Here is a 20,093-nt window from a genome sequence, read left to right as displayed (position 1 = left end):
TGGCGGCGGACGTTTGGAAGTGCGCAATGCTCTTTACTATGCTGCATTACCGGCAATACGCTTCGATCCTCTGCTACGCGACTTCTACAAACGCCTGACTGAAAACGGAAAACCCGGCAAGGTTGCTGTGATTGCTGTCGTCAGAAAAATGGTCACCATCCTCAATGCGAGAATGCGTGACCATTATGCTTTAATACTTGACGGCTAATACCGCTGCTTTTTGTTTGTGAATTGTTGATCAGTCGAGCGAGGTGTTACCGAGCAGTCGACCGCCAAAGCCTTCCTTGATCAGGCGATCGATGACCTGCTGACCATGCAGGGTGTCGCGGACCTCAAGCACCATGTCGACATCGGTCTGCTTGGCCGGAACGTCATAGAAATGGCGCTGGTGATAGACTTCGATGATGTTGGCGTCTTCTTCGCCGATCAGGGCACTGATGGTCGAAAGTGCACCCGGCACATCCGGGATTTCGATGCGCACACGAACAAGACGACCTTCGCGCGCCATACCGCGCATCAGGACCTGGGCGAGCAGGCGGGTATCGATATTGCCGCCACTGACGATCAGGCAGACTTTCTTGCCCTTGAACCGTTCCGGGTGATCGAGAAGGGCAGCCAGCGGGGCCGCACCGGCACCTTCGACCACGCTTTTCTCGATCTCGATCAGCATCTGGATCGACCGTTCGATCGAGCTTTCCTCGACCAGAACAACGTCATCGAGCTTTTCCTTGCAGATTTCAAGCGTGAGGCCACCGGGTTGCTTGACAGCAATGCCTTCGGCAATGGTCACGCCACCGCCAGTAAATTCCTTGTCGTGCATGCCTTCATACATGGACGGGTACAGCTTGGTCTCGACGCCAACGACTTCGATGTCCGGGCGGCGCGATTTGATGGCGGTCACAACACCCGATGCCAGACCACCACCGCCAATCGGCACAACGATGGTGTCAATGTCGGTGTTTTCATTAAGGATCTCGAGCCCGACGGTGCCCTGGCCTGCGATGATATGCGGATCATCAAACGGGTGGACAAAGGTCAAGCCGCGTTCCTGCTGAATGCGTGCGGCGGCTTCGAGGCTTTCGGCAAAGACATTGCCGGTCAGAACGACTTCCGCACCGTGCGAACGGGTATGGTGGACCTTGGTGTAGGGGGTGTTTTTTGGCATCACGATGGTGGCGGGAATGCCAAGGCGCTTGGCGTTATAGGCCACACCCTGTGCGTGGTTGCCTGCCGAGACGGCGATAACGCCTTTTTCGCGTTCCTGGGGTGTCAGGCTTGCCAGTTTCACGTAGGCGCCACGTTCCTTGAAGGATGCGGTATATTGCTGGTTTTCAAGTTTAAGATAAACTTCTGCCTGGCAAATGTTTGACAGGGTTAGAGATTTTACCAGCGGCGTTTTCGCAACAATGCCTTCAAGCAAGCCGGATGCGCGAACGATATCGTGATAGGAAACAGTCATAATTTCCATGCTCCTGCGGCCACCATCTTTATGGTGAGGTGGCAATATTATCATGTGTTGGGTGAAAAACGGTAATCAACCGGACCTGTCATCCGCAGATGACAGGGATCACATTCGCAGGTCGGAAATGCCCATAATCATGGCCATCACACCGGCACGAAGCGTCGGGCGGGAGTGTGATGCGAGGATGTCAGTAGCTGCAGACATAGCCATGTACTTTCCGGGTTTGGATGTGTTTAAGAAGGGCACCTTTGCGGATTGCACGCGCAAGGTCAAGCACCGGAAAAGAAAAACCGGGTTGCGTGATGTGCAACCCGGTTCCTTAAAGTCAGGCGTATCTGACGGAAGACGATGTTATTCCATGTTCAGAATAACGGTTTTCTTGTAGGTGAAGTGTTCGAGCATGCTTTCAAGCGATGCTTCCTTGCCAAGGCCGGAAAGCTTGATGCCGCCGTAAGACAGGTTCGGCTGAACAACAAGGTTCTGGTTGACCTGTACAAAGCCGGCTTCAAGGCGCTTGGTTGCGACTAGGGCGGTTTTCAGATCCGTCGTCCAGACGGTCGCCGCCAGACCGAAGTCACTGTCATTGGCAAGCTCAAGCGCCTCTTCAAAGGTTTTGAACTTGAAGACGCAGGCGACCGGGCCAAAGATTTCTTCACGGGCCACACGGGCATTCGGATCAACATCGGTGAAGATCACCGGACGGACAAACAGGCCATCGGAAAGGGCGCTGTCGGTGGGAAGGGCGCTCAGTTCGTTCTTGGTCGCACCTTCTTTCTCGCCGGTTTCTATATAGCCGCAAACCTTGTCGAACTGTTTGCGGTTGATGATCGTGCCGATGTCGGTTTCTTCATCCAGCGGATCGCCCATTTTAAGGGTGTTGACCTTGTCAATCAGGCGTTTGACGAATTCGTCATGCAGGCTTTCATGCACCAGCATGCGCGATGCGGCCGTGCAGCTCTGTCCCTGACGGGTGAAGCGCATGCCGCCAATCGCACCAGCGATGGCCTTATCAAGGTCGGCGTCGCCCATGACGATCATCGGTGACTTGCCACCGAGTTCGAGGGTGACGGGAATGAGTTTTTCGGCAGCGGCGCGATAGACCGTGCGACCGGTTTCAACCGACCCGGTGAAGGAAACCTTTTTGACATCCTTGTGTTCGACCAGCGGGCCACCGCAAGACGGGCCAAAGCCGGACAGGATGTTGAATACACCAGCAGGCAGAACTTCCTGCATGATCTGGCATACGCGCAGGACAGCAAGCGGGGTGTCTTCGGCGGATTTGACAACGACCGCGTTACCGGCAACCAGTGCCGGGGCGACCTTGATCGCCATCAGCATCATTGGCACGTTCCACGGAATGATCGCACCGACAACGCCGACAGCTTCGCGCGTGGTCAGGGTCATCATGTTCGGGTTGAACGGAACCGTTTCGCCCTTGAGCTCGGATGCGAGACCACCAAAGAAGACGAACATATCGGCCAGGACAGATGCCTCGACCCGGCTTTCGGTGCGAAGGGCCTTGCCGGATTCCAGTGCGACCAGACGACCGAGTTCTTCGGAATGAGACATCAGGACGCGACCACATTCAGACAAAAGCTTGCCGCGTTCACGCGCCGGACGTTCTGCCCAATCCTTCTGGGCGGCCTTTGCTGCGGCGACGGCAAGTGCGCCGTCGTCGGCGTCACCGTCGGCTGCCTGACCGATGACCTTGCCCGTGGCAGGGTTGAGAACATCAAAGGTCTTGCCGTTTTTCGGGGCGACAAGTTTTCCGTTGATCAGATGATAGCCGGACAGTTCCTTGGCCAGAACGGTTGGATCAAGGATCGGATCGATGGGCATTTCAGGCTCCCTGTAGGTTGACGTGCGGGACCGCTCAAACGCGTGGGGCGCACGATATTGGTTATTTGGTATTGGTTTACCAAATTATCGGCAGGGCGATGCAATATCAAGCGCAATTACTGCCTATTACCTGCAAGGCATGCGCAAGGAGCATGACAGGGGGAAAAAGGGCTGGTACGCTAATCGGGCTAAAAGGCCAGCCCGGCGGCGGTACGTGTCTGGGCGCCTGATATTCGTAAACGATGGAGTATATTGTGCCACGTCATTTCGATACGACGTTCGATGTTGTTAAGGAACTCAAACCTTCCTATCCGGTGTATTGCCTCAGACCCAATATTCTTCGAGAAACAGCGCAGCGCTTTGTCGAAATGTTCCCGGGCGACGTCCTTTATGCGGTGAAATGTAATCCGCATCCGGAAGTCATGCGATATCTTCACGAAGGCGGGGTGCGTCATTTTGATACCGCTTCGCCCGAGGAAATCTCTATCGTGCGTCGTCAGTTCCCGGGGATGAAGGCCTATTTCATGCATCCGGTCAAAAGCCGTGATGCCATCCGCAATGCCTATCGGGTGTTCGGAATTGATCACTATGTGATCGATACCATCGAAGAGCTTGAGAAAATCCGCGAAGAGACCGAGGGCGACAAGAACCTGGTCATCCATGTCCGTCTGGCGACCCCGCCGGCCGGTGCGACCTATAACCTGTCGGCCAAGTTTGGCGCGCGTCCGATGGTCGCGGCCGAGCTTTTGAAAAAGGTTGATGAATACGGATACCATGCCGGGCTTTGCTTCCATGTCGGGTCGCAATGCACGACGCCGACCGGTTATCGGATCGCGGTCGAGATTATCCGTCAGGTCGTTGATTTTTCCGGTGTTAAGGTCAAGCATATTGACGTCGGGGGCGGTTTCCCCGGTCAGTATATGAACCAGCGCGGGGCGAGCCTTGACGAGTTCATGGACGAGATCAAGGATTGCATCCGCTGGCTTGATATGCCCGATACCACCTATATGTGCGAACCGGGCAGGGCGCTGGTTTCCAGTGGTATTTCCCTGATCACGCAGGTGCATCTGCGCAAGGAAGACACACTGTTCATCAATGACGGGGTTTACGGCAGTCTTTCGGAAACCGTGACCGGGCAATTGCGTTATCCGGTGCGCCCGATGCGCATTGATGGTGATTTCGATCCCGAGGAAACGCTGGACTTCACGATTTATGGGCCGACTTGCGACAACATGGATGTCTTGCCAGCAACCGTGACGTTGCCTGCCGATATTCGCGAAGGCGACTGGATCGAGTTTGGTCATATCGGGGCTTATAGCAACGCGCTTGCCACCCATTTCAACGGGTTCCATCCCGAGGTGCAGGTAACTGTTGGTGAGGCGTTCCCGTATATCGATGGTGAATTCCCGTCTGTCGCGCTGGATTAAGGCCAAACCCGCAAACCCGGTCTGTTTGACAGACAAAATTGACCATTGCGGTAAAAAGGTACTTGTTTACCTATAATGGTTGGTTGCACTATGCTGCCCGCACAAAAGACCGGCAGGGAAACCTGCCGGTCAAAACGAACTCTCGGGGAAGCAGTAAAGTGACCAACAGCCTATTCATGCGCATTCGTGACCGGTTTCCGGCAGACCTGTCTTCGGTTCTGATCGAGACGCCAGATGGCAAGACCTATAGCTATGGCGATGCCGATCATGCATCGGCCCGAATTGCAGGGCTTCTGACGTCGCTTGGTGCGAAAAAGGGCGACCGGGTTGCTGTTCAGGTCGATAAATCCCCCGAAGCACTGTTTCTTTATCTTGGCTGCATTCGTGCGGGCCTTGTTTACCTGCCGCTTAATACGGCCTATCAGGCAGGTGAGCTTGCCTATTTCATGGATAACGCATCGCCGGTGATTTTCGTGTGCCAGCCGCATCGTGAAGATGAGGTCAAGGCAATCGCGAGTGAGCAGGGTGTGTCGCATGTTCTGACACTGGGCATGCAGGCAGAGGGCAGCCTGATGGACGGGGCAGCATCGCAATCCACGGATTTTGCGCCGGTGGCGTGCGAAGATGATGAGCTGGCGGCCATTCTTTATACATCCGGCACGACGGGCAAGCCCAAGGGTGCCATGATGACGCAGATGAACCTGTGGTCCAATGCATCGACGCTGGAAAAGCTTTGGGGCTTCGCGGGCGATGATACACTTTTGCATGCCTTGCCGATCTTCCATACCCATGGGCTGTTTATTGCATGTCACTGCGTGATGCTGTCGGGATCGAAGATGTTCTTCCTGCCGAAGTTTGATCGTGACCAGGTGATGGCACTTCTGCCGCGCAGTACGGTGATGATGGGCGTTCCGACCTTCTATGTGCGTTTGTTGTCGGGTGATGATTTTACCGCCGATGTGACATCAAGCATGCGGCTGTTCATTTCAGGCTCCGCACCGCTTCTGCCCGAGACCTTTACTGCGTTCAAGGAACGCACGGGCAAGGCGTTGCTTGAGCGTTACGGCATGACTGAAATGGGCATGGCGACGTCCAACCCGCTTGATGGCGAGCGCATTGTTCATACCGTCGGCCCGGCATTGCCAGATGTCGAGGTGCGCGTGTGCGATGAAGACGGCAATGCCTTGGGTGTCGATGAGATCGGCGTGCTCGAAGCGCGTGGACTGAATGTGTTTGCCGGTTACTGGCAGATGCCGGAAAAAACCGCCGAGGAATTCCGCGATGACGGGTTCTTTATCACCGGTGACATCGCCAAGATCGATGCCAAGGGTTATGTCCATATCGTCGGGCGTGCCAAGGATCTTGTGATTTCCGGCGGGTTTAACGTGTACCCGAAGGAAATCGAAACCCTGATCGACAAGATGGATGGTGTTGTTGAAAGTGCCGTGATCGGCGTTCAGCACCCCGATTTTGGCGAGGCGGTTGTCGCCGTCATCGTCCCGGAAAAGAAAGGCGGCTTAAGCGAAGAGGGCGTGATTGCCGCGATCAAATCCGAGCTCGCCAATTTCAAGGTGCCCAAGCGTGTGTTCTTTGTTGATGAACTGCCGCGCAATGCCATGGGCAAGGTGCAGAAGAATGTCTTGCGTGAAGAACACAAGGCGCTGTTTGCCAACTAGTTCAGCGAGCGTTTGTTCCGCGATCCCGAAATGTAGACAAAGAAAAAGCCCCGACAGAAACTCTGTCGGGGCTTTCTCGTGGACGTTACGGTCGTGGCTTAGCGACCGAAAGCAACACGGTGTGCTACATCGTCGATCATGTCGCGGTTCAGACCGATGTCTGCCAGTTCGCGCGGATCGAGTTTGCGCAGCGCAGTCTGGGTCTGGTACTGAACGCGCAGAGCGCGAAGGAAAGCAAAAATCTTGGTTACGATCATTTCATCACCTATTTCAAACCGGCCGATTAATCGGCGTCTAATTCAGTTAACCGGCATGTTCTCACCGAGATATTCCGCATCGGAATAGTTAGCTGGTTTGACGTGTCGGTTTGCATGGGGTGTATCGAGTGATCAACTGCTTGGTGGCGCATTCATCAGTCGATACGTCCTATTCATTTCGTGAGGGCAATCTACGGGTGAATACGCAGTTAATCCAATGCGTTTTTTGCATGCCTGCGGCTTGAAAAGTGCAGAAACCGGTGAGATCTCTCGTTAACTGTTCTAGAAGGGCTGTTCGACGTGGGTTTTAGGCTCTTTGTAGGCATGCGCTGAGCGCATGGGTGGTCGGGCTGCGTGATGCGTTTTGGTTGATTATCCGCGTTTGTGGTGTTGCGAATAATTTTAGGTGTAATTAAAGCGCTAATCGGTTTGAATACGCCGGAATTTGAATGACGTGCTGTTTGTGTGGGAGAAACGACTATGAGTGCCAATCGGTTGCAACTGGATTTTGCGCAGGCCATGGATGCCTATTTGCGCTATGCACCGCGTCTGCCACAGGTTCAGCCCGATGCGGTTCCGGCCGCGACCGATTATGTCGATAACCTTCTGGCGATTGCCGATCAGTTTGACCTGATCGTGTTTGATGCCTTTGGCGTGCTCAACAGCGGCCAAAGCGCCATTCCCGGTGCGGTCAAGACGGTTGCCGCCCTTCAGGATATGGGCAAGAAGATTGCCGTTGTGACCAATGATGCCTCAAGCTCGGGCGAGGCCATTCTGGCGCGTCACCGCAATCGCGGTTTTGATTTTGACAATAACAGCTTGATCAGCAGTCAGCAGTTTGTCGCGCCGCTCATGAATGAATATGCCGATATCACCCATTGGGGCGCGATGGCACCGACCGACTGGCCGTTTGATATCCTGCCGGGCGATGTTGAGCCGCTTGGCAGTGATCGCGCGCTTTATGACGCGGTGGGCGGGTTCCTGCTGATTGATTCCGATAGCTGGACCGATACGCAGCAAGCCCTTCTGGAAGCGAGCCTTAAGGACAATCCGCGTCCGATCCTTGTCGGTAACCCGGATATCTGTGCGCCGATGGGGGATTTCCTTTCGGTTGAGTCGGGGTATTTCGCGCATCTGGCGGCCGATGCATCGGGTGTGATGCCGGAATGTGTCGGCAAGCCGTACCATCATGTGTTTGAGGAAGTGCTGAAACGTCACCCCGGCGTTGATCGCAGCCGTGTGCTGATGGTGGGCGATACGGTTCATACCGATGTGCTTGGTGGGCTGGCATCGGGGATCAAGACCCTTCTGGTGCACCGGGGCGGGTTCCTTGACGGGCAGGATATCGAAGGGGCGTTTGCCCGGTCCGGCCTGCGCCCGCATTTCTGCGCACGCGCGATTGGTCATGGCATTGAAGATGATGCTGGGGCGGTTGCTGTTTAACCCGCGCATGCCCTATCGGAATTAGCCAAAACAAAAGGGCCTCGATTGAGGCCCTTTTTTAATGCGGATTTCGTGGCTGTTTGGCGGGAAGGTTAGCCTTCCAGTGCCTCGGCGACTTCGATGGCGCTATAGGTCAGGACACCGGATGCGCCAGCACGTTTGAAGCAGGACAGCGTTTCAATGGCGCAGCCGATATAATCAAGCCAGCCGTTTTGACCCGCCGCACGCATCATCGCGTATTCGCCAGATACCTGATAGGCAAAGACCGGTACGCCGAATTCCTGTTTGACGCGATAGAGCACATCAAGATAGGGAAGGCCGGGTTTGACGATGACCGAGTCTGCGCCTTCATCAAGGTCATAGGCGACTTCGCGCATGGCTTCATCACTGTTGGCCGGGTCAAGCTGATAGGTTTTTTTGTCGGCCTTGCCAAGCGCACTGGCCGAGCCGATCGCATCACGGAACGGGCCATAGAAGGCGGATGCGTATTTGGCCGAATAGGACATGATCTGAACGTTCTTGAGGCTGGCTTCCTCAAGTGTTTTGCGGATCGCGCCAATGCGGCCATCCATCATGTCAGACGGTGCAACCACATCACAGCCGGCCTGTGCCTGCACAAGCGCCTGACGCACAAGTGCCTCGGTGGTTTCGTCATTGAGGATCTGGCCATCGACCACGATGCCGTCCTGCCCATCGGCATTGAAGGGATCAAGAGCGACATCGGTGATGACACCCAGATTGGGGCAAGCATCCTTGATCGCCTTGACTGCACGGCAAACAACGTTGTCGGGGTTATAGGCTTCGCGCGCGTCCTTGGTCTTCAGGCTTGCATCGATATAGGGAAACAGCGCCAGGGCCGGAATGCCAAGCTTTTCGGCATGTTTGGCAGTTTCGACCAGAATATCGACAGACTGGCGTTCAACGCCGGGCATGGACGGGATCGGGGTGCGTTCGTTTTTGCCATCAATGACAAAGACCGGCAGGATCAGATCATGGGAGGTCAATCGGGTTTCCGCGACCATGCGGCGCGACCAGTCGGTCATGCGGTTGCGGCGCTGTCGGGTGCTGGGGAAGGTGCCATAGGCGAATTTATTGACCATGATCTAATCTCTGTAATGTGAGGCTGGGCAATTTATGGGACAGATTGCGCCTTTGATCAACCATTGGCCGCAATTTGCAAGCGGCTACGCATGGTTAGCAGGTATACCGGAATGATCATGGCAAGGAAGATCGCGGTCAGGGCAAAGGCCGTGACAAGGCCAGCCGCCTCGCCAATCGCACCGATCACCGGTGGCCCTGCCATGATGGCGGAATAACCTGTTGCAGCAATGATCGAAACAACAGCGCCACCGCCCTTGCCGGTTGCCTGTGATGCGGCGGATAACAACAAGGGCAGAATCACCGCAAGCCCCATCCCGGCAATCGCACAGCCCAGCCAGGCAATGGCGATATGCGGCGAGAAGGTCAGAACAAGTGTCCCAAGCGATGCCAGCACGGAACTTGTCAGCAAGACCTGCACCCGGCCAAAGCGTGTCACCAGCGCATCACCCGACAAGCGGGTTGCGGCCATGGCACAGGAATAGATGGCAAAGCCGACGGCAGCCAATGTCGGGCCAGATGACAGTTCGGAATTCATGAATACCGTCGCCCAGTCGGTCAGGACACCTTCGCCGAACTGGCCGATAAAGGCGCAAACCCCGAATGGCAATAGCATCAGGAACAGGTTGCGGTCCTTTGTGGTCGCAGCGGTGTTTTGCGCACCGTCCTGTTTGCGGGCAAGGTAATCATGCGCATCACGGTCGGTCAAAAGCCCGGCCTGCGCGATCATGTGGGCGATCAGGAACAGCGACAGCACGATGGGCAGGTGAAACTCGTTGCCAATTGGCAGGGCAAACCATGCGGCAGCGATGCCAGCCCCGACGAACCCACCGAGACTCCAGAAGCCATGCAGGCCCGACATAATGCTGCGCCCCTTGACCCGTTCGACCTGCAGGCCATTGGCGTTCATAGCCACATCCAGAAAGGCGCCGGAAAAGCCAAGGGCAAACATCGCAATCGAAATGCTGAGGTAATCGGGCATAAAGGCCGGGATGCCGACCGCAATAAAGTAGAACAAGCCGGAAAAGCGCACCACGCGTTCGCTGCCAAACCGATCAGCAAGCCGGCCGGCAATCGGCATTACGGCAAGAACCCCGATGGCGGCGGCCAACAGAATGCCACCCAGATCATCATGCCCAAGGCCAAGACGTTCCTGCACCAGCGGGATATGGGGCACCCAGCTGGAAAAGGCGGCGCCATGCAAGAAGAAGATGGCGCGCACCCGGTTATGGGCAATGGCGTGGCTTTGCATGTTTTAAACGGCTCCGCAGGGCGAGGGGTGATGATCAGGCCTGAATGACATTCAAGCCGCGCCGGGTGTAATTGGAAAGATAACCGGTCGAAAGCTTCCGACCCGTCACCAGATGCGAAATCGCATCAATGTCACAGACCCGATGCGGCAGGCTGGTTTCAAGCTTGTCGGCGGTGGTGATGGCAATGACTTCTGCCGACTGGGCGATCATTGCGGCCTTGGTCGCGCGTTCTTCGGGGCTGCTGGTCGAAAGACCGGCTTCGGGGTGAAGGGCGCAGGTGCCAAGCAATGCGATGTCGGCATTGAATTTGCGCAGCTCATCAATGGTTGTCGGACCACATACCGCCATGTCGGTTTTGCGGAACGTGCCGCCCAGCATGATGACTTCGGCATTTGGATGATTGGCAAGTTCAACCGCGATCATAGGATTGACCGTGATCACCGTGCCCCGAAAGGACGGTTTCAGGTTGCGCGCGACTTCACAAATCGTGGTGCCACTATCAAAGAAAGCCACACAATCATCAGGGATCAGATCACGTGCGGCCTTTTGGGCGATGGCGGTGCGTTCGGGTTGCAGTTCCTGTGCGCGTTCCGTGTAGCTTTCATGCGCGGTATTGGGCAGAACCGCGCCACCATGAATACGACGCAAATGGCCGTATTCTTCCATCTGGCGCAGATCGCGCCGGATCGTATCGAGCGATGCGTGGAATAGGGCGGCCAGATCATGGATATGAACCGTGCCCTGACTGCGCAGAAGTTTCTGGATTTCGTCCTGACGGCTGGTAACGCTCGACATCGCATTGCCTGTTTTGCATGTTGTGCATGTATTGCCGATATTGGTTATCCCGGCCCTGCAAAAGCGTCAATAGAAAAACCGGCCAGACGAGGGTCTGACCGGTTCCTTGATCTCGTAGCGATGCGGTGATCGATCAGGCTTTATCAAGTGCCTGGGTCAAGTCCGCCAGAATGTCATCAATATGCTCGATACCAATCGAAAGGCGGACATAGCCGTCGGTTACACCCGATGACAGGCGATCTTGTTCTGACAGCTGGCTGTGAGTCGTCGTGGCCGGGTGAATGGCAAGCGAGCGCGTATCACCGATATTGGCCACGTGGTAGAACAGCTCCAGCGAGTTGATGAACTTCTCACCGGCGTCCTTGCCGCCTGCCAGTTCAAAGCCCATAAGGGAGCCAAGACCACCTTTAAGGTATTTGTCGGCGCGACGGCGGCTTTCGCCATCCTGTTTGCTGGGGTGAATGACCTTGGTGACTTTCGGGTGGGCAGCCAGGAAGTCGGCAACCTTGATCGCGTTTTCGCAATGGCGTTCCATGCGCAGCGGCAAGGTTTCCATGCCCTGAATGGTCTGGAACGAATTGAACGGGGATGCGGCGGCACCAACATCGCGCAAAAGCGTGCAGCGCAGTTTGATCGCATAGGCCACCGGGCCGATCGGCTTGACGGCTTCGGTCCAGACAGCGCCGTGATAGCTTGGGTCCGGTTCATTGAGAAGCGGGAAGCGCTTGGCGTGTTTTTCCCAATCGAACTTGCCGGAATCAACCACGATCCCGCCAACCGAGGTGCCATGACCGGCAATGAATTTGGTGGTCGAATACATGACAATGCTTGCGCCATGTTCGATTGGCTTGCAGATCACCGGTGCGGCGGTGTTATCGACAATCAACGGAATGCCAAGATCGTCACCGATATTGGCTACTTCGCGGATCGGGAAGACCTGAAGTTTCGGGTTGGGCAGGGTTTCAGCATAGAAGGCGCGCGTCTTGTCATCGGCAAGGCGACGGAAGTTTTCCGGATCTGCCGGATCGGCAAAGCGCACTTCGATGCCCATCTGTTTGAAGGTATTGGCAAACAGGTTCCAGGTGCCGCCATAAAGGTCAGTCGAGCTGACAATGTTGTCGCCCGCCTGTGCGATATTGAGAACCGCAAAGGTGGACGCCGCCTGACCCGATGCCAGTGCGACCGCCGCAGCACCGCCATCAAGGGCAGCAACGCGCTGTTCAAGCACATCATTGGTCGGGTTCATCAGGCGGGTATAGATGTTGCCCAGTTCCTTGAGCGCAAAAAGATCGGCGGCATGCTGGGTGTCGCGGAACTGATAGCTGGTGGTCTGATAGAGCGGCACGGCAACGGAACCGGTTGTCGGTTCGGCGCGATAGCCTGCATGTAGGACAATTGTTTCCGGCTTGGTCGAAGACATGATGAATGTTTCCCTGATTTATCGTTGTTCCTGACGCGAGGAGGGTATGCGCAGCCACCCGGTATCTGCAAGGAACATTTGGCGAAATAGCGCAAAGTCATGCACGTGCCGCGCGCTCGGGAGCCCAATTATGATAATTCGGTACGATTATACCGAATGAATTGACAAAATGCCGATTTCACGTTTACGTAAAGGGAAAATAGAAAAGCAATAGAGGCGGCGATCCAATGGAATTCAACCTGTCTGAAGATCAGCAGGCATTTGCCCAGGCTGCGCGTGATTTCGCGCAGAATGAAATGGCCCCGCATGCGGGCGACTGGGATGCAAATCATATCTTTCCCGAAGAAACCCTGCGCAAGGCAGCCGAACTTGGTTTTGCCGCGATCTATACCGGCGAGGAACATGGCGGTACAGGGCTTGGGCGCCTTGATGCGGCGGTCATTTTCGAAGAACTCGCCGCAGCCTGCCCATCAACGGCGGCCTATATTTCGATCCATAATATGGCCTGCTGGATGATTGATACGTTTGGCAATGACGCGCAGCGCGCGAAATATTTGCCCAAACTGGTCACGATGGAGCATTTCGCCAGTTACTGCCTGACCGAGCCGGGGGCAGGGTCTGATGCCGGGTCGCTTCGCACCCGTGCCGAACGCGATGGGGACCATTACATCCTGAACGGTGAGAAGGCGTTTATTTCCGGCGGATCGCGCAGCGACGTTTATGTCGTCATGGCACGCACCGGCGATGACAGCCCGAAAGGCATTTCGACGTTTATCGTGCCAAAAGACGCCGAAGGCCTGTCATTTGGCAAGCTGGAAGAAAAAATGGGCTGGAACAGTCAGCCGACCGCAGCCGTTATCTTTAGTAATTGCAAGGTGCCGGTCGAAAACCGTCTGGGCGAAGAGGGCGAGGGTTTCAAATTCGCCATGAAGGGCCTTGATGGTGGTCGCCTGAATATCGCGGCCTGTTCGATCGGTGGTGCACGTGCAGCCATGGAGCATGCCCGCGAGCATATGAAAGTCCGCAAGCAGTTTGGTAAAAGCCTTGATCAGTTTCAGGCGCTGCAATTCAAGTTCGCCGATATGGTGACCGAACTCGAAGCCGCCCGCTTGATGCTTCATAAAGGGGCATGGAAGCTTGATCACAAGACCGACGATGCCACACAATTCTGTGCCATGGCCAAGCGGTTTGCGACCGATATCGGATTTAATGTTTGTAACGAAGCGCTGCAGCTTCATGGCGGATATGGTTATATTCGGGAATATCCCATCGAGCGGCTTTTGCGCGATCTGCGGGTGCACCAGATCCTTGAAGGTACCAACGAAATCATGCGCCTGATTATCGCGCGCGCTGCCCTGAAAGACTAGGTTATGAGCACAGTTTCAAATTCATCGGAAAATACCGCCGAGGCACCAGTTCTGTTTTCACAGGATGGTCCGGTTGGCCGCATCCTGTTGAACCGTCCCAAGGCGCTGAATGCGCTTGATCTTGCGATGGTCGATATGATGATGGCGCAGCTGAAGTCCTGGGAACAGGATGCGTCGATCAAAGTCATCATCGTCGAGGGTGCCGGTGAAAAGGCGTTTTGTGCCGGGGGCGATATCCGCGGCCTTTATGATGCGCGGAAGATTGATGACGAAGAAATGCTCGATGCGTTTTACCGTCGGGAATATCACCTGAACCATTATATCGCGACCTATCCAAAGCCCTATATCGCGCTGATGGACGGGATCACCATGGGCGGTGGTGTCGGAGTTTCGATCCATGGCCGGTTCCGGGTTGTAACCGAACGGACCCTGTTTGCCATGCCCGAAACCGGGATCGGTTTCTTCCCGGATGTTGGCGGGGGATATTTCCTGCCGCGGTGCCCGGGCAAGATCGGGATATATCTTGGCCTGACCGGGGCGCGGATCAAGGCGGCCGATTGTCTTTATGCGGGCCTTGCCACCCACGGGGCACAAAGTGCGGATCTTGATGCGATCAAGGGCGCACTTGCCAGTGCAGAATGGGTTGGCGATGGTTTTGCCACTGCCGAGGAGATCCTTAAAAAGCATGAAACGCCGTTCGGTGTGGCACCGCTTTCGGAAATCCGCGACGAGATCAATCATTGCTTTGCGGGCGACAGTGTCGTTGCGATCTTTGAGGCCCTGCAAAATGCGGACAGTGCGTTTGGCACAGAAACGCTTGAGGTGTTGCGCGGTAAGTCACCGACAGCGCTTTGCGTCAGTTTCGAGCAGATCCGTCAGGGTGGCGACATGTCACTGGCCGATGTGTTGAACATGGAATACCGCCTGTCGCAGCGCATGGTCTGCAAGCAGGACCTGTTTGAAGGTGTGCGGGCCGTGATCGTCGATAAGGACCATGCGCCGAAATGGCAGCATGGCGATATCGGGCAGGTCGACCCGCGCGAGGTGGCGGAGTATTTCGAAATGCTGCCAGAAGACAAAGAACTTAATCTTTAGAATGGATTGGGCAGGGATCTTGTCCCGCCAGATCACCATAAATCAGAACAAAACACTCAGAACAAAACACCCGATCGGGTGACAGAGGAGACTTCAAAATGGCGAATATCGGTTTTATCGGGCTGGGCAATATGGGCGGGCCGATGGCGGCAAACCTGGTCAAGGCAGGCCATACGGTCAAGGTATTTGACCTGTCGGCAGATGCGGTGGCAAAGGCCGTTGATGGTGGTGCCAAGAAAGCAGCCTCGGTCGGTGATGCGGCAACCGACGTTGAGTTTGTTGTGACCGTTCTGCCGGCCGGGAAGCATGTTCTGGCGGTTTATGATGGCGCAGATGGCGTGATTGCCCATGCCAAGCCGGGTACGGTTCTGATTGATAGTTCGACCATTGATGTGGACTCGGCCCGTAAGGCATCCGACCTTGCCAAGGCGGCAGGGCTTGGCGTTGTTGACGCCCCGATTTCGGGCGGCACCGCCGGTGCGGCCGCCGGGACGCTGACCTTTATGGTTGGCGGTGCCGAAGCAGATTTCGCCAGTGCCGAGCCGATCTTGTCGGCGATGGGTGCGAACATTATTCATGCCGGTGACAGCGGTGCAGGGCAAGCGGCCAAGATTTGCAACAACATGGTGCTGGGTGTCAGCATGATCGCGGTTTCCGAGGCCTTCATGCTGGCAAAGCGCCTTGGTCTTGATGCGCAGAAGCTGTTTGAGGTGTCGTCAAAGGCATCCGGCCAGTGCTGGGCGCTGACAAGCTATTGCCCGGTCCCGGGGCCGGTTCCGACATCGCCGGCAAACCGCGATTATCAGCCGGGTTTTGCGGTTGATATGATGCTTAAGGATTTGAAACTGGCCCAACAGGCGTCCGCATCGGCAGGCGCGACGACCCCGATGGGCGCGTTGGCCGAAAGCCTTTATGCGCTCTATTCAAACGGCGGCAATGGCGGGATGGACTTCTCGGCCATTGTAAAGATGCTTGATGGCGAGAAATAAGCACTTTTCAGTCTAGGTCTGAATGAAGCGGGTCCGGTTTTCCGGGCCCGTTTTGTTATATGTTGCGTTGTTTGAAAATGGGAGCACAATAGCCTAGTTCGCCTAGTACAGTTTTCGCAACAGCAGTGCACAAATGACCCGACGATATAACACCTCAAACGAGATTTACTTTGAGCTCCGCCAGGTCGGAACCTATTTGCGGTGTACGGCAATCGACGGGAAAACCGGCGTGGAAGTCACGGTAGCCGGACCTGTCAGCCGGAATCCGGAGCAATTGAAGCGCGTTGCTGCACAAAAACTTGAATACGTCCTCAAAAAGGGATAATGTATACAATATAAAGCGAGGGTGACTTTCAAAGTCAGTGTTTTATGCCAATTTCAAATCCTGTTTTGGTGGTTTTCACTAAAATGTCAAAGCGTCTTGCGGGGTTTGAAATCGTGTGTCTAATGTCCTCGCTCTAATCGCGCTCTTTATGTATGGCCACAAAAAGAATGGCTGGCATAAGGGGTTAAAACCGGGGGTTACCCGATAACAATAAGACGGAGGCTTTGCGGGTTTGCCAGGGGGCTATGGGGAGACATTGTCTCATCCAATCAGTACATCTGTGTGTGAATTGATACCTTCTGTTGATCTGGCGAAGTCCTTGTATGTCTGTGCCAAATCTAAGGTTGTGCAATGGATTGGGCTTATTTCCTACAACAATTGATCAATGGTCTGACGCTGGGGGCCATTTACGGTCTGATCGCCATCGGCTACACGATGGTTTATGGCATTATCGGCATGATCAACTTTGCGCACGGCGAGATCTATATGATCGGTGCGTTCCATTCCCTGATTACCTTCCTGATCTGTCAGGCTGCGGGTATTAGCGGAATCCTTCCTCTTACGCTTCTTTTGATGCTGTTCGTTTCAATGGTTCTGACCTCTATATACGGTTGGGGCGTGGAACGGGTCGCATATCGGCCGCTGCGCGGCTCATTCCGTCTGGCTGCGCTGATTTCAGCCATCGGGATGTCCATCTTCCTGCAGAACTTCGTTCAGATTTCGCAGGGTGCGCGCGTGAAACCGATGCAGCCGCTTGTTGAGGGCGGCATTACCCTGATGGAAAGCGCGAATTTCGACGTCCAGCTGAGCTACATGCAGATCGTGATCATCGTTCTGACATTCGTTCTGATGGTTGTCTTCTCGCTGCTGATCGCCAAAACGTCGCTTGGTCGTGCACAGCGTGCTTGTGAGCAGGACCGCACGATGGCAGGTCTTCTTGGGGTTAACGTTGACCGTACCATTTCCACCACCTTTGTCATGGGGGCTGCCTTGGCATCGGTCGCGGGCATGATGGTGACGTTGTATTATGGCGTGATCGACTTCTATATCGGCTTCCTTGCCGGTGTTAAGGCCTTCACCGCAGCCGTTCTGGGCGGTATCGGATCGCTTCCGGGCGCAATGCTTGGTGGTCTTCTGATCGGCCTGATCGAAGCCTTCTGGTCGGGTTATCTCACGATTGAATACAAGGACGTCGCAACATTCGGCATTCTGGTTCTCGTGCTGATCTTCCGTCCGTGGGGTCTGCTCGGCAAGCCGGAGGTGGAGAAAGTCTGATGTCTGCTGCACTTGCTTCTTCTCGTACCAACGGCTCGGAAGTGGTCAAGGAACTTGCGTTCTTTGCTGTGATCGCGCTGTTGATGTCGGTCATGCTCCTCGGTGTCGAGACGGTTGACCGTCCGACCGGTCTGGAATTGGCCGTGCGTTGGGACCTTGTCCTGATTGCCATCGGCTCGACCGTGATCGGTCGTCTTGGCCTGATTTTCCGTCGCGAGAGCATTTCGCGTCTTTGGCAGGCCGTCCTGATTACGGTTACGGCTGTTGCGGTCTTTGAAATGTTCGTGCGTTTCCGCGAACTTGATGACCGCTGGGTTTCGCCGGTTGTTCTCGATATGGCGTTTGGCAGCGTGGTCAGCACGATCCTTGCCATTGCGTTTGTCGTCATCGTTTTTGCCACGGCATACTTCACCATGAAGGTGCAGGGTGCTGTTGAAGTCGACCAATCCAAAAAGCTGTCTGCAAAGATCCAGCTGACCTATCGTTCGAACACCAAGAAAATCGGTCTGATCGGGATTGTCTTCTTCTTCATCTTCCCGCTGCTGTTTGGTGATGATCGTTCCGCGATCGACCTTGCAACCCTTGTAATGATTTACATCATGCTGGGTTGGGGGCTTAACATCGTGGTGGGTCTGGCTGGTCTGCTTGACCTTGGATATGTCGCGTTCTACGCGGTCGGTGCATATTCCTATGCCTTGTTGTCGCAGAACTTCGATCTGAGCTTCTGGCTTTGCCTGCCGCTGGCCGGTATTTTTGCCGCAAGCTTCGGGATTATCCTTGGTTTCCCGGTTCTGCGTCTGCGCGGTGACTATCTGGCGATTGTCACACTTGGTTTTGGCGAGATCATCCGTGTGGTCTTGATCAACTGGTATGACTTTACCGGTGGTCCGGACGGGATTTCGTCGATCGAACGTCCGAGCTTCTTCGGCCTTGCCGATTTCTCGCGGCGGGTTCCGGAAGGGGCGGTATCGTTTGGCGATCTGTTCGGTCTTGATTACTCGTCAATGCATCGTCTGATCTTCCTGTACTACCTGATCCTTGTGCTGGCACTGGTGACGAACTTCGTAACCCTTCGTCTGCGTAAGCTTCCGATCGGGCGTGCGTGGGAAGCGCTTCGCGAAGATGAGATCGCCTGCCGTTCGCTTGGCATCAACCCGACCAACACCAAGCTGTCGGCATTTGCCATCGGCGCGATGTTTGGTGGTTTTGCCGGTGCGTTCTTTGCCACCCGTCAGGGCTTTATCAGCCCGGAAAGCTTCACGTTCCTTGAGTCCGCTGTGATTCTGGCGATTGTGGTTCTGGGCGGCATGGGCAGCCAGATCGGTGTCGTGTTGGCAGCAATTGTCATGATCGGGTTCCCGGAAATGTTCCGTGAACTGGCAGAGTATCGCATGCTGATCTTCGGGGCAGGCATTGTTGCCATCATGCTCTGGCGTCCGCGCGGTTTGTTGTCCTTCCGTGATCCGACCATTCTGCTCAATATGAGTCAGAAAGAAAAAGTTGCCGGAGAAATCAAATGACCGACAACAAACTGCTTGAAGTCGAACACCTGACCATGCGTTTCGGCGGTCTGGTCGCGATTGATAATCTGTCGTTCAACGCCAACAAGCGTGAAATCACGGCGATTATCGGCCCGAACGGGGCAGGGAAAACCACCGTGTTTAACTGCCTGACCGGGTTCTATGTTCCGACCGAGGGGCGTTTGACCCTTCATGCCGAAGATGGCCCGCGTTTGCTGGAACGGACCGAAGGGTTCCGCATTCCGCGCAATAACGGCGTTGCACGTACGTTCCAGAACATTCGCCTGTTTACCGGGATGACTGTTCTGGAAAACCTGATCGTTGCCCAGCATAACCGCCTGATGGAGGCTTCTGCCTTCTCTATTGCCGGTTTGTTCAACCTTGGCTCCTATGCCAAGGCGGAAAAGGAAGCGGTCGAAAAGGCAAAATTCTGGCTTGAGAAGGTTGGTCTGTATGAACAGGCCGACTGGAATGCCGGTAACCTGCCTTATGGTTCCCAGCGTCGTCTGGAAATCGCACGTGCGATGTGCACTGATCCCTCACTTCTGTGCCTGGATGAGCCGGCAGCGGGCCTTAACCCGCGTGAGTCGGCGGAACTGAACATCCTGTTGCAGAGCATCCGTGATGATCAGGGCGTTGGCTGCCTTCTGATCGAGCATGACATGAGTGTCGTCATGCAGATTTCCGACCATGTGGTCGTTCTTGATTACGGTAAAAAGATCGCCGATGGCGATCCTGAAGCCGTCAAGAATGATCCGGCCGTTATCCGCGCCTATCTTGGCGAGGAAGAGGATGACGAGCTGCCGCCGGAAGTCGCTGCCGACCTTCATCTTGATCCGAAAGCGCATTGAG

The 20,093-nt window shown here is 55.2% G+C and carries 16 protein-coding genes and 1 pseudogene; 10 read left to right on the top strand and 7 right to left on the bottom strand.

Features of this window, described 5'->3' with window-relative positions:
* Window positions 1-208, top strand: a pseudogene (locus UF64_RS20565) (IS110 family transposase); the annotation flags it as partial.
* Between the two features lie 30 nt (window positions 209-238).
* Here the strand turns inward: UF64_RS20565 and UF64_RS13860 are convergent.
* Both UF64_RS13860 and UF64_RS13855 read right to left on the bottom strand, forming a co-directional pair.
* The gene (locus tag UF64_RS13860; RefSeq protein ID WP_152630694.1) at window positions 239-1,459 is read right to left on the bottom strand and encodes a threonine ammonia-lyase; all 1,221 of its coding nucleotides are present in this window, start codon (window positions 1,457-1,459) and stop codon (window positions 239-241) included.
* 354 nt (window positions 1,460-1,813) lie between these two features.
* The gene (locus UF64_RS13855) at window positions 1,814-3,301 is read right to left on the bottom strand and encodes an aldehyde dehydrogenase family protein (RefSeq protein ID WP_044829190.1); all 1,488 of its coding nucleotides are present in this window, start codon (window positions 3,299-3,301) and stop codon (window positions 1,814-1,816) included.
* 242 nt (window positions 3,302-3,543) lie between these two features.
* On the opposite strand from UF64_RS13855, the gene UF64_RS13850 reads away from it, so the two are divergent.
* Window positions 3,544-4,728 (top strand): type III PLP-dependent enzyme, encoded by a 1,185-nt coding sequence (locus UF64_RS13850; RefSeq protein WP_235285067.1) that lies wholly within the window; start codon window positions 3,544-3,546, stop codon window positions 4,726-4,728.
* Between the two features lie 158 nt (window positions 4,729-4,886).
* A complete protein-coding gene (locus tag UF64_RS13845) occupies window positions 4,887-6,404 on the top strand; it encodes a malonyl-CoA synthase (protein ID WP_044829220.1) in 1,518 nt (505 codons plus the stop codon).
* A 98-nt stretch (window positions 6,405-6,502) separates the two neighbouring features.
* Here the strand turns inward: UF64_RS13845 and UF64_RS19945 are convergent, their stop codons facing one another.
* A complete protein-coding gene (locus UF64_RS19945; RefSeq protein ID WP_081579314.1) occupies window positions 6,503-6,661 on the bottom strand; it encodes a DUF1127 domain-containing protein in 159 nt (52 codons plus the stop codon).
* A gap of 480 nt (window positions 6,662-7,141) precedes the next feature.
* On the opposite strand from UF64_RS19945, the gene UF64_RS13840 reads away from it, so the two are divergent.
* The gene (locus tag UF64_RS13840) at window positions 7,142-8,104 is read left to right on the top strand and encodes an HAD-IIA family hydrolase (protein ID WP_044829189.1); all 963 of its coding nucleotides are present in this window, start codon (window positions 7,142-7,144) and stop codon (window positions 8,102-8,104) included.
* A gap of 92 nt (window positions 8,105-8,196) precedes the next feature.
* Here the strand turns inward: UF64_RS13840 and hemB are convergent, their stop codons facing one another.
* From hemB to UF64_RS13820, 4 genes are all read right to left on the bottom strand, one after another.
* On the bottom strand, window positions 8,197-9,204 hold the full coding sequence (hemB, locus tag UF64_RS13835; protein WP_044829188.1) for a porphobilinogen synthase: 1,008 nt from the start codon (window positions 9,202-9,204) through the stop codon (window positions 8,197-8,199).
* A gap of 56 nt (window positions 9,205-9,260) precedes the next feature.
* Entirely contained in the window at window positions 9,261-10,454 is a 1,194-nt protein-coding gene (locus tag UF64_RS13830; RefSeq protein WP_044829187.1) for an MFS transporter, read from the bottom strand.
* Window positions 10,455-10,488: 34 nt separating this feature from the next.
* A complete protein-coding gene (locus UF64_RS13825) occupies window positions 10,489-11,250 on the bottom strand; it encodes a DeoR/GlpR family DNA-binding transcription regulator (RefSeq protein WP_052657646.1) in 762 nt (253 codons plus the stop codon).
* A 133-nt stretch (window positions 11,251-11,383) separates the two neighbouring features.
* The gene (locus UF64_RS13820) at window positions 11,384-12,670 is read right to left on the bottom strand and encodes an O-acetylhomoserine aminocarboxypropyltransferase/cysteine synthase family protein (protein ID WP_044829186.1); all 1,287 of its coding nucleotides are present in this window, start codon (window positions 12,668-12,670) and stop codon (window positions 11,384-11,386) included.
* A 227-nt stretch (window positions 12,671-12,897) separates the two neighbouring features.
* Between UF64_RS13820 and UF64_RS13815 the strand changes: the two genes are divergently transcribed.
* The 6 genes from UF64_RS13815 to UF64_RS13785 all read left to right on the top strand — a co-directional run bounded on the left by UF64_RS13815 (window position 12,898) and on the right by UF64_RS13785 (window position 20,092).
* A complete protein-coding gene (locus UF64_RS13815; protein WP_044829185.1) occupies window positions 12,898-14,037 on the top strand; it encodes an isobutyryl-CoA dehydrogenase in 1,140 nt (379 codons plus the stop codon).
* A gap of 3 nt (window positions 14,038-14,040) precedes the next feature.
* Window positions 14,041-15,132, top strand: coding sequence for an enoyl-CoA hydratase/isomerase family protein (locus UF64_RS13810; RefSeq protein WP_044829184.1), 1,092 nt, complete (start codon window positions 14,041-14,043; stop codon window positions 15,130-15,132).
* Window positions 15,133-15,230: 98 nt separating this feature from the next.
* Window positions 15,231-16,121: a 3-hydroxyisobutyrate dehydrogenase gene (gene mmsB, locus UF64_RS13805; RefSeq protein ID WP_044829183.1), complete on the top strand. Its 891-nt coding sequence runs from the start codon at window positions 15,231-15,233 to the stop codon at window positions 16,119-16,121.
* Between the two features lie 676 nt (window positions 16,122-16,797).
* Complete coding sequence (locus UF64_RS13795; RefSeq protein ID WP_044829181.1) at window positions 16,798-17,721, top strand: branched-chain amino acid ABC transporter permease; 924 nt, start codon at window positions 16,798-16,800, stop codon at window positions 17,719-17,721.
* Window positions 17,721-19,241, top strand: coding sequence for a high-affinity branched-chain amino acid ABC transporter permease LivM (gene livM, locus UF64_RS13790; RefSeq protein ID WP_044829180.1), 1,521 nt, complete (start codon window positions 17,721-17,723; stop codon window positions 19,239-19,241). The genes UF64_RS13795 and livM overlap by 1 nt, the downstream gene beginning before the upstream one ends.
* A complete protein-coding gene (locus tag UF64_RS13785) occupies window positions 19,238-20,092 on the top strand; it encodes an ABC transporter ATP-binding protein (RefSeq protein WP_044829179.1) in 855 nt (284 codons plus the stop codon). The genes livM and UF64_RS13785 overlap by 4 nt, the downstream gene beginning before the upstream one ends.
* Window position 20,093 lies beyond the last annotated feature (1 nt).

Source organism: Thalassospira sp. HJ, from assembly GCF_000948415.1.
GTDB lineage: Bacteria > Pseudomonadota > Alphaproteobacteria > Rhodospirillales > Thalassospiraceae > Thalassospira.
Note: the sequence above shows the minus strand (reverse complement) of the source record. Positions and strands in the feature narration are given on the sequence as shown.

What these genes read in the sequence shown, in the direction of transcription:
- UF64_RS13820 (WP_044829186.1), bottom strand. Translation starts at nt 12,670, where the DNA reads ATGTCTTCGACCAAGCCGGAAACAATTGTCCTACATGCAGGCTATCGC.
- livM (WP_044829180.1), top strand. Translation starts at nt 17,721, where the DNA reads ATGTCTGCTGCACTTGCTTCTTCTCGTACCAACGGCTCGGAAGTGGTC.
- UF64_RS13830 (WP_044829187.1), bottom strand. Translation starts at nt 10,454, where the DNA reads ATGCAAAGCCACGCCATTGCCCATAACCGGGTGCGCGCCATCTTCTTC.
- hemB (WP_044829188.1), bottom strand. Translation starts at nt 9,204, where the DNA reads ATGGTCAATAAATTCGCCTATGGCACCTTCCCCAGCACCCGACAGCGC.
- UF64_RS13795 (WP_044829181.1), top strand. Translation starts at nt 16,798, where the DNA reads ATGGATTGGGCTTATTTCCTACAACAATTGATCAATGGTCTGACGCTG.
- UF64_RS19945 (WP_081579314.1), bottom strand. Translation starts at nt 6,661, where the DNA reads ATGATCGTAACCAAGATTTTTGCTTTCCTTCGCGCTCTGCGCGTTCAG.
- UF64_RS13855 (WP_044829190.1), bottom strand. Translation starts at nt 3,301, where the DNA reads ATGCCCATCGATCCGATCCTTGATCCAACCGTTCTGGCCAAGGAACTG.
- UF64_RS13815 (WP_044829185.1), top strand. Translation starts at nt 12,898, where the DNA reads ATGGAATTCAACCTGTCTGAAGATCAGCAGGCATTTGCCCAGGCTGCG.
- UF64_RS13825 (WP_052657646.1), bottom strand. Translation starts at nt 11,250, where the DNA reads ATGTCGAGCGTTACCAGCCGTCAGGACGAAATCCAGAAACTTCTGCGC.
- UF64_RS13850 (WP_235285067.1), top strand. Translation starts at nt 3,544, where the DNA reads ATGGAGTATATTGTGCCACGTCATTTCGATACGACGTTCGATGTTGTT.
- UF64_RS13840 (WP_044829189.1), top strand. Translation starts at nt 7,142, where the DNA reads ATGAGTGCCAATCGGTTGCAACTGGATTTTGCGCAGGCCATGGATGCC.
- UF64_RS13860 (WP_152630694.1), bottom strand. Translation starts at nt 1,459, where the DNA reads ATGACTGTTTCCTATCACGATATCGTTCGCGCATCCGGCTTGCTTGAA.
- UF64_RS13810 (WP_044829184.1), top strand. Translation starts at nt 14,041, where the DNA reads ATGAGCACAGTTTCAAATTCATCGGAAAATACCGCCGAGGCACCAGTT.
- UF64_RS13785 (WP_044829179.1), top strand. Translation starts at nt 19,238, where the DNA reads ATGACCGACAACAAACTGCTTGAAGTCGAACACCTGACCATGCGTTTC.
- mmsB (WP_044829183.1), top strand. Translation starts at nt 15,231, where the DNA reads ATGGCGAATATCGGTTTTATCGGGCTGGGCAATATGGGCGGGCCGATG.